This window comes from Bacillus sp. SRI_025, assembly GCF_057592095.1.
The window spans coordinates 138,998-152,258 of record NZ_JBYEGB010000006.1 but is presented as its reverse complement, the minus strand read 5'-3'; the positions used below and the strand labels follow the sequence as shown (position 1 = coordinate 152,258).

The following is a 13,261-nucleotide window of genomic DNA, read 5'->3' as shown; positions in this document are numbered from 1 at the left end:
GTGTCTTCTCTTTTAGTGTATCAAAAAAACCGGCAAAACAGAAAAAAGGTCAGCTATTTTACGTGAGCTGACCAAGTACATAGGTGAGATCGTCCTTTTTGTCTTGTGTGTATGTTTCAAGCTGTTTGGCGATGTCTTCAACTGAATGTCCATGCTTTAAACACATGCGCATGTTTGGCACATTCAGTCCGTCTGAATACATAATGAATATCGATCCTTTTTCGTAGGAATAGGTGTATGTTTTATATTTTCTAGGTTTCCCTGATAAGTATCCTGATGTCGGAAGTGGATAAATATAGTCGCCAGAAGGTGCATTCAAGATAAAACGAATATTACCAACCGAACAATAGGTAAATTGCTGCTGGGAAAAATTCACCTTTAAGATCGCAGCTGTGGCACCGCGTTTATTTTTCATGGCCTGATTGCATCTGTCGATGAGGGTCGCTACATCCTCATGTCCATATTCTTCGACAATTTCGCTGACTAAAGAAGATGATTCATTGGCGTACTGACCGCTGCCTAATCCGTCTGCTACAGCACAAATTAGTTCTTCATCATCTGCTTTAATAAAAAAACTGTCCCCGCAGCATGGTTTTCCTTCTTTATTCGATTGATAGATAATGGCGTTTACATGCTCATGCTGTTCAATCTGTTTCATTACCCTAGCTCCATAGACGCATCTTCTGATAATGCATCTCGCAGTTTTTTCACTGCCTTCCGCTGCAGTCTCGATACATGCATTTGGGATATGCCAAGTAAATCGCCTGTCTCTTTCTGACTCTTATTTTGCAAGTAAGTCAGATTGATAATCTCTTTTTCTCTATCCGACAGCACATGAAGCACACTCTCAAGCATCATTTTTTGGTTCACACGTTCGTAGCCTTCTTCCTGTGAGCCGACAACGTCTAAAATCGTCACAGTACTTCCTTCAGAATCAGCCTCTACACCTTGGTCAACAGACAGTGCTTGATAGCTTTTGCCCATCTCCATAGTTTCAAGTACTTCTTCTTCTGTTACATCCAGATATTCTGCAATTTCTTGGACTTTAGGTGATTTCTGTGTCTCTGTTGTCAAATGATCGACTGCCATTTTGATTCTTGGTCCAAGCTCTTTGATCCGCCTTGGTACATGGACACTCCATGTCTTATCTCGTAAAAAGCGTTTGATTTCCCCGATGATGGTTGGAATAGCAAAGGCTTCAAATGATTTACCGACGAGCGGGTCGTATCGTTTAATGGCGCCAAGTAAACCAATCATTCCAACTTGTCTGAGGTCCTCATGAAAGCTTTTTCCTTTAGAATATTTTTTCGCCAGCATATCAACCAAGTTTGTATAGCATTCGACCAGCGTGAGCTGCGCCTGCTCATCTTGATTGGTTTGATAGCTTTGGATGAGGCGGTCTACTTCATCTTTAGTTAGTTTCATAGTTTTGGATGGTTGTGTCATGGTCAACTCGCTCCCTGTTTAAAAACTTTGTCATCGCCACGGTAACTCCGGAGTTTGCTTGCACCTCGACTTCATCCATCAATGTTTGCATTAAGTATAAACCAAGACCTCCTTCTGCCAATTGATCCACCGTATGAGCAGATGTGTACGGTCCCAAGTCTTCCTGTTTTTGCTTAAAGTCAAAGCTACCGCCTTTGTCAGCGACAATGATTTCTAGACGATCCGCGTAGACAAGAAAGCGAACAGCTACCTCTCCATCTTCGCCGTCTTCACCTTTGTAGGCATGCTGAACTGCATTTGTACAGGCCTCACTGACGGCAATTTTTAAGTCTTCAATCTCTTCATAGGCATAGCCCATCCGGCTCGCTACACCTGAAAGAGTCAAACGAATGATGCCTACATATTCTGGTTTTGCCGGTATTTTCATCTCGATTAGATCTACTGATTCGTTCATTGTACCCCACCCTCTGACTTTGCAGAAATGTCAATGATGTCCTTTAATCCAGTGATTTCAAACAACCTTACAAGCCGTTCTGACAAGTTCTCAAGCTTTAATGTTCCACCTGCTTTTTGAGCCGCTTTAAACAGCCCAACGAATACACCTAAACCTGTACTATCCATATACGTAACATCCTTTAGACAGATTTCAAGATGCTCTCCCGCCTCTGCTTTAGGCATGAGCGTTTCTCTTAGCTGAGGAGCGGAGTACACATCGATTTCTCCGCTGACACTGATTTTCGTTTTTTGATCTATTTGATGCTCTTTTACAGACATATTCATTATGCATTCACCTCGAAATTCTTGTTTCCTAAAGTTTTATATACCCGCATGTTCATTTTCTAAACCTTTCTTTTGAGAACAAGTAAAGTAAAGTCATCGTGCAGCTGAAAATCCTGCAGTTTGAGTAAGCTGGCGTAGATGGCATCCACCATTTCTTGAGCTGAGTAGGATAGGTGCTCTGATATGAGTGCTTTGATGTCCTCCCGCTCTAGGAAACCGTCCTCTGACTTGGATTCTGTGACCCCATCAGAGAATAAGATCACCATGTCTCCTATGTCTAAATGCTTCTCATACTGTCTGTAATCAAAGTCTGGTGCAATCCCGAGGACAAGCCCTTTCGCTTCTAAATCGTAAAATTTGTCCTCTTTTTTGCAATAGAAAAAGCCCGGCTCATGACCAGCCGATGCATATTTAAACTCATGCGTTTCTTTATTATAGCTGCCATAGAACATTGTGATAAACATACTTGGATCTACGTTTTGCTCGACAACACGATTCAGGGTTTTCAGCACCTTTGTTGGGCCGCTCCCTGACTCTGGTAAGGAATCCATCGCATATTTAATCATCGACATACAGAGCGCAGCCGGGATTCCCTTTCCAATGACATCTGCGATCGCGATATTGATTGTATCGTGATCCGTTACAAAGTGGTAATAATCTCCACTCATCTGTTTTGCCGGTACACTAATCGCACCAATATCAAAGGTATCTCCTTCTGGAATTTTCGTTTCCAGAAGGGTTTGCTGAACATTTGCAGCAATTTCGATTTCAGATTTTATTTCTTGCTGGATGCCTCTGAGTGTTAAATGTTCTTGGTAAGCAAGTCCGTACCCAATCATGACTTCAATTAAGAAGTCTAGTGAATGAAAAACATCTTCCGGCAAATCAGGGTAAAGCTCCTGAATCACTTTTCGGTGAACACTCACTATTTCTTCAGGAGGTATTTGATGCTCAATGGTTTTACGGCTAAATTTTTGAGCTTGATAAAGCGATGTTTCAGTTAAATCACTGATATAACGACTGAGCAGCTGATGGTACCGCTGCTCCATTACCTCCTTAAAATCCATGGTTTCCCTCCTAGCGAAGCCACTTAACAGCTTGTATCTCCGTTCCTTGTTCTGGTGCAGAGTCTAATTTAAATTCATCCATCAGTCTTCTGACACCCGGAAGACCTGCTCCGAGTCCGCCTGATGTTGAAAATCCGTCTTCCATTACTTTACGTATATCCATGATACCCGGGCCCTCATCGGCTGCGATGACTTTGAGTCCACGCTTTCCGCGCTCCATCACTTCGTCTATACAAATCTGACCTTTACCAGCGTATAAATAGATGTTTCGAGCTAATTCTGAAATGGCCGTCGTAATTCTTGCTTGGTCAACTGTTCCAAATCCAAGTTCTTTTGCAACATTGCGCCCCAATTGTCTTGCTGCGACTATGTCCCATTCCGTCAATATTCTTACACAGGATTGGTCTTTCATATCTATTCCCCCAATTCCCGCTTCAGTGTCTCAAGCCCTTGTTCAAGATCTAGTGCTGTCTGAATTTCTTCAAGCGATATTCCAAGTTCAATCAGCGTCACAGCGACTGCTGGCTGTATTCCTGTTAATACAACTTTTGCCCCCATGAGCTTGGACATCGTGATGACATCGCCTAATACCTTTGCAATAAAGGAATCAATCATGTCGACGGATGTGAGGTCAATGACAACACCGTTTGCTCCTGTTTCATGAATTTTATTCAGCAAGTCTTCTTGAAAGTGGAGAGCTGTCTGATCATCAAGCTCCCACTGTATTGAAATCAGAAGACAGTTATATAGTTTTAAGATTGGAATCTTCGGGTGATTTCTCACTAGGTTATCCCTCCAATGAAACAATTTTTCGATTTGTCATTTCCAAAGCAGTTTGAATTCCTTTTTGAAGGGTATTCTTTGTTGTAACTTGAGATAAATCAATTCCAAGGTTCACAATGGTTTGGGCTATTTCTGGGCGAATACCGACAAGCAAACACTTCGCACCTACTAATCTCACAGCCTCAGACGCTTGAATGATATGGTGGGCTACCATTGTATCAACAACAGGGACACCCGTAATATCAATTAAGACGACCTGTGAGCGATGTTTGACGACACCATTGAGCAGGTTCTCCATAATTTTTTTCGCACGATCTGTATCAATTGTTCCAACAAGCGGCATGACGGTGATGTGCTCAAATACAGGGATCAGCGGGGCAGAAAGTTCCTGCAGCGCAATTTTTTGAAGGCTAACTGTTTTCTCCCATGAGATGGAATACTGGTTTAAGATCTCGTTATGAATTGGTGTGATGAATTGGTCGATTTGCCAGATGAGGTCATGACTTTCTTCTGTTGTATCTTTGTCATCGTTCATTTTTTGATATAAATGTGTACGGATTTCAGTTAGACCATTTGCCAGTAACTTAAGTGATATACCCATTTGAACAATGTTTAAAGCAAGAGTTTGCACTTTTTCTTCAAAATCCTCATTATACCCCTCTGAAAGAGATGTAATGATTAGTTGAACATATTCCGAACAGATGGTTTCATACATTTTGTCGTTCAGCATCATGTCCGTTTCTTTTTCTCCGAGTCGTCTAAAAATGTCCGTCCACTCTTTTTGTAATTCCTCTTGATGCTCCCTTGCGAAAGCTAACACGATATGATTCGACATGTTTTACCCCCTACGTACATAAACAGCACTTCTTTTAGTCTTTCTTCATTATAACGTTAATAAAAATTGAACACAAAAAAAAGTTGCTCTCAAGAGAGCAACCAAATCTCACCATATTAAAAATCAATAAGAGCCAAACTAACTTGTAAGGCTTCATCAACCTTCTCCATCATCTCATCATCAAGATGTGTGATTTTATCTGTCAATCTTTGTTTATCGATTGTACGAATCTGCTCCAAGAGAATGACAGAATCTCGTTCAAAGCCGTAGCGCTTTGCATCAATTTCGACGTGAGTCGGTAATTTCGCTTTTTGTATTTGGGCTGTTATGGCTGCAACGATAGCAGTCGGGCTGAAGCGATTTCCAATGTCATTTTGAATCACCAATACTGGGCGAACCCCGCCCTGCTCGGAGCCAACAACAGGAGATAAATCAGCAAAGTAAACATCACCGCGTTTAACAATCAAATGTTTAACCCCCGCTGACTAATCGCTCAACTGTATTCTCAGCCTCAAATTCTGCGTATTGTGCCTCTGAAGAGATATTCAGATTAATTTTCGCCATCTCCATGTAGCCGCGTCTCATCGATTCACGATTTTGTCGAATATTACGTTCACGAATATACGTTTTTGTCGCTCGGTAGATCAATTCATTTCTTGTTACCTTATCCTGCTCTGCTACTCGTTCGATTTCAGACATCAAAGCCTCCGGTAGTCGAATCTTCATTTCGTTTGTTGCGCTGGATTCAGACAAAAAACATACACCTCCACAAAACTTACGGATACCGTTTCGATCCATTCCAAGACTAATCATACCATTATTCAATGCGCAAGCAAAGCTGTTTTTTCATGATTTCTTATTAGAACATGAAGCGGCTGTTCACCCGTAAATCAAAGATGATAATGGAGTTCCTCTTTCACATTATACGCTTTTTTCCGAAAATCATACGGTATTTCCAAAATCTCTAAAAAAGGGAGAATGTTTACCCCTTCTTTGTAGAATAAAAAGGAACGATGTCAGTTTGACGATCGTTCCTGTGAAAGCTGTTTAGAAAAAGCTTGGCCCGCCTTGAAGCAGCGGATTCCACACATGCACCCTTTTGCCGTCCTCGATATATACTCTTGGGACGCGGTGTCCAATGGAGCATGTGACTTCATAGTTAATGGTTTCAAGCCTTTTTGCAATTTCATCGACTGATACCATTTCTTCACCTTGTCCACCAATCAAAACGACTGGCTCCCCTACTGGAAGGTTCTCTTTCAGTTCAACCATGAATTGATCCATACATACCCTTCCTGCAATCTTCCGGCGCTTTCCGCCAACAAGTACTTCCGTGCCTGCCAGCTTCCGGATCCACCCGTCTGCATAGCCGACTGGTACCGTACCGATCCACGTATCTTGATTAGCTGTATACGTCGCCCCATAGCTGACACTCTCACCCTTTTGAATGAGCTTTACATGGGCAAGCTTTGTATGAAGCGACATGGCTTCTTCCAGCTTGAAAGGAAGTTCATCTTTGATTTCCTCTGACGGCGACAGCCCGTACATACTGATGCCGAAGCGAACCATATTAAATAAAACTTCTTTAAACCTTAATCCTGCTGCACTATTGGCACAATGAACAAGCAGTTTTTCCGTATGAAGCGGCTGAAGCAAGGTTTGAAAGGTGTCGACCTGCCGATCAAAATAGTTCTCATCCTTTTCATCCGCGGTCGCAAAGTGAGTAAATACTCCTTCCAGCTGTAAATAAGAATGCTCGCTGACAAGCTTCTTTACTTCATTCACTTGCTCTAACGTTTTCACACCTAAACGGTTCATTCCGCTGTCTATTTTCAAATGAAAACGAATGGGTTGTCCCATCTGCCCTTTCACCATATCGACGACTTCCCTCAGCCACCTGGTGGAGTAAGCGGTCATAATTACATTGTATCGAACAGCGGTTTTGACATACTCCGGCGGTACTGCGCCGAGTATAAGAATCGGTGCTTTGATACCTTTATTTCTTAAAGAAATGGCCTCATCTAAAAAGGCTACAGCTAACAAGTCTGCACCTGCTTTGAGGGCAGCTCTTGCCACTTCTATATCTCCATGTCCATATGCATTGGCTTTCACAACAGCCATCAGTTGAACATTTTGACCGATATGATCTTTCATATGTGAAACATTGTGCTTGATTGCTGTTAAATTAATTTCTGCCCATGTGTCTCTATAAAAGGCATTTGTGTCCATCAGTCACACTTCCCTATTGAATGATTCAATCCCCTCATATGATACTAAAAATCAAGAATAATGTGAAACAAATCAAAGAAAATCAGCCCTTGCACAGGGCTGATGCTTCAATTATTAGGCTTTCGGCCTGAGAACCTCATTTATTTAGCTGACTGGCCTTCTACACTCTTTGCGACCATCAACAGCTCTTCCTTCGATAGATCACTTGAGGAAATTAAGTAGTCAACTCCGTCAGAAGTCCATGAGAGAGATTGATCTGTCAGAACCCCTACTGTCATACCAAGATCGACCGGCTCGCCGTTCATCGTGACAGGCGTAGATGCTTCCGCTACTCTCGCTTTTTCCTGGATGAGTGTGAAGGATTTCTTGCCGCCGTACGTAATCACATAACGCTTCCCAGCATCTGTTGTCATTTCTTTCTCTTCCATCTTCTTCACGCCTTCTGGCATATCAACTGGTGTTTTCACCGCAAAGCTGTCAGATGGGTCTGCACTTGTGGCAACATCCATTTGAGAGAGTGTCATGTTTTTCTTCTCATCAAATGCATCTTTGTCAAAGGATTTATTGAATTCAAAGTGAGAGAATTCCACTTTCACCATTGGCTTTTTGTCGCTATCCAGCACTTTTACACTGGCAGGCGCCATTGTTTTCTTATGAAAGGTAATCTCTTGGGTAGGCAGCATTTGATTGTGCTGATAATTGGTCTTCGTTTCGAACACATACTTAGACTCTTTCGCTTTGAACTGAGCTGCACTGTCATTCTTAATGTCCTTCACGAGTGATTCGAATAAATAGACTTGACTGCTATTATTCGGCCAATCGCTATGGAAACGGAAGCTCTTGTTCAATGAAGGTGTCAGCACAAACACACCATTGCCGTTTCTTAAAATGACTTGACTCTGATCCTTTTTCGGATTTTCTAAATAGACACGGTAAAGCTCCGGCTTTTTGTACCAAATTTCTACCTGGTACTCCTGCGGGTCATTTCCTGTCTCAATGGTCATTTTTGCTTTGGCTTTGTATGATGTCATTTCCTCTGCCTTTTTGTTTAAATCTCCAACGATATCCTGCTGAGATTTTTGACCGCATGCGGAGAGAATCAGTACAAAAAGGATTCCCGTTACAAGCAAAACAAAGCTTTTTCTCACCCTTTTCAACCCCTTCGTTAATTGTGTTAAAAGGAAGAAACCGCTTGTTTGACTTTAACAGTACGCCTCAAGAGTTAACTGCGTACCGCGAACCATCAAAGCCTGTTAGCAACTCGCCCTTCCTTATCGCACTACCCAATATATGAAGGGGGGACAAACAATATGCAGACTAGCTTGACAACCTTTCAATTAAAACTTGTGCAGCAGCATATTCCTTTGTATGAGTAATGGACACATGAACCTGATCTCCCTCCGCTTTCTCGCTTTTGATGAAGGGTTTTCCATTATCGTCTTTTTGAATGTCTATGTCATGAAAGCTTAAATACTGACCGATTCCGGTTCCGTATGCTTTAGCGAAAGCTTCCTTTGCCGCAAAACGTCCTGCCAAAAATTCCAGCTGTCTTTTTTCACTGAGTGTACGAAAGACATCCTGTTCACTTAAAGTCAAAATGCGTTCTGGTAAACGGGGCTGTCTGCTGAGCACTCGCGATAGTCTGTCGATCTCTACAATATCAATGCCTATTCCTTTGATCATGAGGTACCTCCTATGATACTCGTACTAATTTGAGTGTTCTCTTCATAAACGTGTTACTATAAACTTACCATTATCTAGTCAAAAGGGGTTTGTTATGTTTATTCGAACGGAGAGCTTTCAACAATTTATTAAATCGTATCCAATCGTAACAGCGATCCTCGCTTTACAAATCGGCCTGTGGCTTATATTTGCGATTCCTATCCCTATTATACAGCTTGGACAGGATCATCTCGTCGGTTTCAACTATGGTGTAGCGGCTGGGGAATGGTGGCGGCTCGTCACACCTATTTTTCTCCACGGAAGTCTCACGCATATTTTATTTAATTCTATGTCCCTTTTCTTATTCGCCCCAGCGCTTGAACATTTGCTAGGGAAGGTTCGATTTCTAATCATTTATCTTGGTGCAGGGTTCATTGGCAATCTCGGGACCTATTGGGTGGAGCCTTTAGAGTATGTACACGTTGGCGCTTCTGGTGCGATTTTTGGTTTATTTGGGGTGTATCTATACCTTGTCCTATTTAAACCGCACATGATGGACCGCGGCAATTCACAAGTGATTTTAACGATTCTGGCTGTTTCTGTCATCATGACCTTCGTCAATTCGAACATCAATATCATGGCTCACTTGTTTGGATTGATCGGCGGTATGATTCTAGCACCTATTACCCTGTTCTTCCATTCGAAAAAAAGACGCTATTAATCTCATAAAAAATGTCGATCACTCCTTGAGCTGGAGCTGATCGACATTTTTCGTTTAAGACGATTGATTTTTTTCATACGAATACCAATCAAATACACGTGCAGCATCTTCTTCCTCAAGGTGATGCACACCAAAGGAATCAAGCAACGCGGAGGATTTCACAAAGGTGTGAATACTTGCGACCCGGCCTTTCTTTTGGAAAAAGGATTGCGTCATCGTATAGTTTTGCATTCGTTTTCTCAAGACAATGCCAGTGGTCTTGCCAATGCCTCTTGATGTCAGTTGAATCAATGAATCTTTGATTGTATATCCTGATTGTTTATAAGCTAAATAGCCAAAGAATAGAGCAAGTGGTAACGGGATGAGTCCCAAATACCCCCATGGAGGAAAGCGCACCGACAGGATGACACCTACAAGTAACGGCACAAAGCCATACGAGATCAGGTAGCGTTTGAGTGAACGCTTTGGCACTTTTTTCAGCTCTGTTTCTGGTGCTACATGATAATGATCCGTGAATTGGGACAGCAATTCATTTATTTTTTTCTTCCGAATGAGCGGAAATAAGACGGAAGAGGTTTCTTTCTCTGTAATCGAACCTCCTGCACTAACAAGCATCACTGTCGCAAAGCCAAAAGGCTCACGGATAATATTCTCTTTGATTTTCACTGCTTGAATTCTCGCAAGTGGAATGGTCATTTGATGTCTCTCGATGAGTCCTCTTGTAATGATGATGTCATTCCCTTTTCGCTTTGCAGCAAAATTCGCATACTGAAGCGCTGTTACCCCAACACTCAGGATCCACGCGATCAATACGGCAAGAAATATCAAAATCGCATAAATTTCAACGCTCGCATGACTTAAAAAAGAGAACTTCTTGAAGAACCCGTCCAAAGGGAGAATTTCATCTATTTGCGTGTAGATGGCAAGACACCCAGATATAATGACCCCGATACCGCTTGAAGTGGTCGCAGCCAAAAGCAATTCTGGCACACCCATACGATAGGAGACATTGATTTCTTCCTGCACAGGTTTCTGGGCAGCCAAATGGCCATGCAGATCTCCTGCTTCATCCGTCATTCCTTCTTCCTGCAAGCTTTTCTTCCGGTTGAAAATCGACTGCTTTAATTGTTCCGCTTCTGCTTTTGTAATCGCGGTCAGGCTCACTTCTGGACCATCCGTACCGCCTGCCGTTTCGATTTGAACCCGCACTAAACCGAAAATCCGTTGGAAAATACCTTCACTTGTATTGACTGTTTGAATTCGTTCTAACGAGATATATTTTTTCTTTTTCGTGATTACACCCGATTCCACACGAAATTCATCGTCTTCCATCCGGTAGGTGAATCGTCTCCATTCTAAAATGGTATATACGGCTTTCCATAAAAGAAGCACACCAAGAATGATAAATGCATAAAAGCGAATGCTCGAATTCGAGTTCACAAAAATCAACACGAAAAAAGGGATAATGAAGTTTTTAATCATGGATACAGCATCTGATATAAAATCTATGAACATCGAGATAGGATGTACACGTTTTGGTTCAGACATCATCTTCCGTCACCCTTGCTAAACGAGATATGTAATCACGAAGCTCATCTGCCTCTTCTAATTCTAGCGCCGGTATATCATGAACTGTGGCAGCAGTCGAAATTTGAACAGAGGCCAAACGATAGCGCCTTAAAAGCGGTCCTTGTGATGTATCAACATGCTGAACACGAACCATCGGCACAATGACACGTGTGACGCGAAAGAGTCCATGCTGTATTTCAATTTCATTTTCAAATACTTCGTAGCGCCAGATGTGATGGCGGATTTTTGGTATGAGCCAAATGCCAAAAATGACCTGTAAGACCCATAAACCAGAAAGGATCGCTCCAATCCAATATGGCCATTGTAAATAGTAGCTAGCAACAAATACCCCAATGATGATGAGTAAGAAAATCAATGAGATAATTCCATTTTGAAGACGCCATACCTTTAAACCATTTAGACTAATTTGACGTTGCGGCTGTTTTCTCACATTCTTCCCCCATTCTCTTACTTTTCTATCAATATATTACGTAACAAAGCCTAAAAAGTTTCAATTTTAGCCTGTTAAAAAAAGCGAACCCTGCAAAGGATTCGCTCTTGTATATTAGTTGTTATAAGATTTCTTTTGACGACGATCGTTAGAAGAACGATTGCGGTCATTTGAAGAACGCTTTTTATCACCATAAGATGAACGGCTGTTCTTGCCTTTTCCACGGTAGCCTCCGCCACCGCCGCCGTCTCTGCGTTTAGAAGAGCTGCGGTTGTTACGATGACGTTTTGAAATCATTGGTGCTTCATCTGTCAAACGAACAGGCGTTGCATCCGGCTCTTTTGTCATCATTTTGATAGCAGCTGCAACCACTGTTACAGAATCATGATCTTCCAGCAATTCAGCAGCAGCTGTCATGTAGAAGTTCAAGTTGTTTTCACTGATGATCGTGCGTAGACGGTCAACTGTTACTTGCTGTTGTCCTTCAATTGCCTCATCAAGTGTAGGTTCTTTCATACGATCCATTTTACGTTTAGTCGTTTGCTCAATCGCACGAAGCATATCTTTTTCACGTGGTGTGATGAATGTCATCGCCATACCTGTACGTCCAGCACGTCCAGTACGTCCAATACGGTGTACGTAGCTTTCTGGATCTTGCGGCACGTCGAAGTTATACACGTGTGTGACGCCTGAGATATCAAGTCCACGTGCTGCAACGTCTGTTGCGACAAGCACATCGATTGAACCTTCTTTGAATTTACGAAGCGCAACCATACGTTTTGCTTGAGTCAGGTCACCATGAATTCCTTCAGCTGTATAACCTCTTAGGTTAAGTGCTTCAGTCAATTCGTCAACACGGCGTTTCGTACGGCCGAAGACAATTGAAAGCTCAGGTGATTGAATGTCAAGAAGACGAGTCAATGTATCAAACTTCTTACGTTCGTGAATATCCAAATAGAACTGTTGGATGTTAGAGACAGTCATTTCTTTCGCTTTTACTTTTACGTGTTCTGGGTTTGTCATGAAACGCTCTGCAATGCGCTTAATTGGTGCAGGCATTGTCGCAGAGAATAAAAGTGTTTGGTGTTCACTTGGTACATTTGAAAGGATCGCTTCAATGTCTTCGATGAAACCCATGTTTAGCATTTCGTCTGCTTCATCTAGCACGACTGTTTCAACATTTTGAAGACGCATTGTACGACGGTTAATGTGATCGAGTAAACGTCCTGGAGTCCCTACGATGATATGAGGATTTTTCTTGAGCGAACGGATTTGACGGCCGATATCTTGTCCACCGTAAATAGGAAGTACGCGTGCACGCTTGTCTTGGCCGATTTTATATAGCTCTTCAGATACTTGAATCGCTAATTCTCTTGTTGGCGCAATGATAATCGCTTGGATATTTGGAGACGCTGGGTCGATTTTTTCAACCAGAGGAATACCAAATGCTGCAGTTTTTCCTGTACCTGTTTGTGCTTGTCCGATGACATCTTTATTTTGAAGACCGAGAGGAATCGTTTCTGCTTGAATCGGTGTTGCTTCTTCAAATCCCATGCGGTTAATAGCCTTCATGAGACTTTCGCTTAATTGAAAATCTTGAAACGTTATAGTCAATTTATTCAAACTCCTTCTAATTGCTGTTTCAGTAATCTCGTGAATGATCATTAAAAACTGCCCTTTTCTGAAAGGACAGGTCCATTATATACAAAGCCCGAATT

At 42.1% G+C, this 13,261-nt stretch carries 17 protein-coding genes; 1 reads left to right on the top strand and 16 read right to left on the bottom strand.

The annotated features are described in order from the left end of the window. Window positions 1–58: 58 nt before the first annotated feature. The 13 genes from AC20OE_RS16510 to acpS all read right to left on the bottom strand — a co-directional run bounded on the left by AC20OE_RS16510 (window position 59) and on the right by acpS (window position 8,823). The gene (locus AC20OE_RS16510) at window positions 59–658 is read right to left on the bottom strand and encodes a PP2C family serine/threonine-protein phosphatase (RefSeq protein WP_039176718.1); all 600 of its coding nucleotides are present in this window, start codon (window positions 656–658) and stop codon (window positions 59–61) included. After that, window positions 658–1,446, bottom strand: a complete 789-nt coding sequence (gene sigB, locus AC20OE_RS16505) for an RNA polymerase sigma factor SigB (RefSeq protein WP_024427378.1) — start codon at window positions 1,444–1,446, stop codon at window positions 658–660. Before sigB ends, AC20OE_RS16510 begins: the two co-directional genes overlap by 1 nt. Then, window positions 1,412–1,900: an anti-sigma B factor RsbW gene (rsbW, locus tag AC20OE_RS16500; RefSeq protein ID WP_039176716.1), complete on the bottom strand. Its 489-nt coding sequence runs from the start codon at window positions 1,898–1,900 to the stop codon at window positions 1,412–1,414. Before rsbW ends, sigB begins: the two co-directional genes overlap by 35 nt. Then, a complete protein-coding gene (locus AC20OE_RS16495) occupies window positions 1,897–2,226 on the bottom strand; it encodes an anti-sigma factor antagonist (protein ID WP_017358393.1) in 330 nt (109 codons plus the stop codon). The genes rsbW and AC20OE_RS16495 overlap by 4 nt, the downstream gene beginning before the upstream one ends. 59 nt (window positions 2,227–2,285) lie before the next feature. Further along, complete coding sequence (locus AC20OE_RS16490) at window positions 2,286–3,293, bottom strand: PP2C family protein-serine/threonine phosphatase (RefSeq protein WP_039176714.1); 1,008 nt, start codon at window positions 3,291–3,293, stop codon at window positions 2,286–2,288. 10 nt (window positions 3,294–3,303) lie between these two features. Next, window positions 3,304–3,705, bottom strand: a complete 402-nt coding sequence (locus AC20OE_RS16485) for an anti-sigma regulatory factor (RefSeq protein WP_024425390.1) — start codon at window positions 3,703–3,705, stop codon at window positions 3,304–3,306. 2 nt (window positions 3,706–3,707) lie between these two features. Next, window positions 3,708–4,076 carry an RsbT antagonist protein RsbS gene (rsbS, locus tag AC20OE_RS16480; RefSeq protein WP_003214235.1) on the bottom strand — a complete coding sequence of 123 codons (369 nt, stop codon included), beginning with the start codon at window positions 4,074–4,076 and terminating at the stop codon, window positions 3,708–3,710. A gap of 4 nt (window positions 4,077–4,080) precedes the next feature. Continuing rightward, the gene (locus AC20OE_RS16475) at window positions 4,081–4,911 is read right to left on the bottom strand and encodes an RsbT co-antagonist protein RsbRA (RefSeq protein WP_039176712.1); all 831 of its coding nucleotides are present in this window, start codon (window positions 4,909–4,911) and stop codon (window positions 4,081–4,083) included. 116 nt (window positions 4,912–5,027) lie between these two features. Next, the gene (ndoA, locus tag AC20OE_RS16470) at window positions 5,028–5,378 is read right to left on the bottom strand and encodes a type II toxin-antitoxin system endoribonuclease NdoA (RefSeq protein WP_024425388.1); all 351 of its coding nucleotides are present in this window, start codon (window positions 5,376–5,378) and stop codon (window positions 5,028–5,030) included. 4 nt (window positions 5,379–5,382) lie between these two features. Beyond that, window positions 5,383–5,664 carry a hypothetical protein gene (locus AC20OE_RS16465; RefSeq protein ID WP_003214273.1) on the bottom strand — a complete coding sequence of 94 codons (282 nt, stop codon included), beginning with the start codon at window positions 5,662–5,664 and terminating at the stop codon, window positions 5,383–5,385. A gap of 294 nt (window positions 5,665–5,958) precedes the next feature. Continuing rightward, on the bottom strand, window positions 5,959–7,140 hold the full coding sequence (gene alr, locus AC20OE_RS16460; RefSeq protein WP_058837377.1) for an alanine racemase: 1,182 nt from the start codon (window positions 7,138–7,140) through the stop codon (window positions 5,959–5,961). A gap of 140 nt (window positions 7,141–7,280) precedes the next feature. Next, a complete protein-coding gene (locus tag AC20OE_RS16455; RefSeq protein ID WP_087975235.1) occupies window positions 7,281–8,297 on the bottom strand; it encodes an outer membrane lipoprotein-sorting protein in 1,017 nt (338 codons plus the stop codon). 160 nt (window positions 8,298–8,457) lie between these two features. Then, the gene (gene acpS, locus AC20OE_RS16450) at window positions 8,458–8,823 is read right to left on the bottom strand and encodes a holo-ACP synthase (protein WP_059376208.1); all 366 of its coding nucleotides are present in this window, start codon (window positions 8,821–8,823) and stop codon (window positions 8,458–8,460) included. Between the two features lie 94 nt (window positions 8,824–8,917). On the opposite strand from acpS, the gene AC20OE_RS16445 reads away from it, so the two are divergent. Beyond that, window positions 8,918–9,523 carry a rhomboid family intramembrane serine protease gene (locus AC20OE_RS16445; protein ID WP_126681956.1) on the top strand — a complete coding sequence of 202 codons (606 nt, stop codon included), beginning with the start codon at window positions 8,918–8,920 and terminating at the stop codon, window positions 9,521–9,523. A gap of 54 nt (window positions 9,524–9,577) precedes the next feature. Here the strand turns inward: AC20OE_RS16445 and AC20OE_RS16440 are convergent, their stop codons facing one another. The 3 genes from AC20OE_RS16440 to cshA form a co-directional block, all read right to left on the bottom strand. Continuing rightward, window positions 9,578–11,074: a PH domain-containing protein gene (locus AC20OE_RS16440; protein WP_487269021.1), complete on the bottom strand. Its 1,497-nt coding sequence runs from the start codon at window positions 11,072–11,074 to the stop codon at window positions 9,578–9,580. After that, the gene (locus AC20OE_RS16435) at window positions 11,064–11,543 is read right to left on the bottom strand and encodes a PH domain-containing protein (protein WP_458209710.1); all 480 of its coding nucleotides are present in this window, start codon (window positions 11,541–11,543) and stop codon (window positions 11,064–11,066) included. Before AC20OE_RS16435 ends, AC20OE_RS16440 begins: the two co-directional genes overlap by 11 nt. 114 nt (window positions 11,544–11,657) lie before the next feature. Next, the gene (gene cshA / locus AC20OE_RS16430) at window positions 11,658–13,157 is read right to left on the bottom strand and encodes a degradosome RNA helicase CshA (protein WP_024427371.1); all 1,500 of its coding nucleotides are present in this window, start codon (window positions 13,155–13,157) and stop codon (window positions 11,658–11,660) included. Window positions 13,158–13,261: the final 104 nt, after the last annotated feature.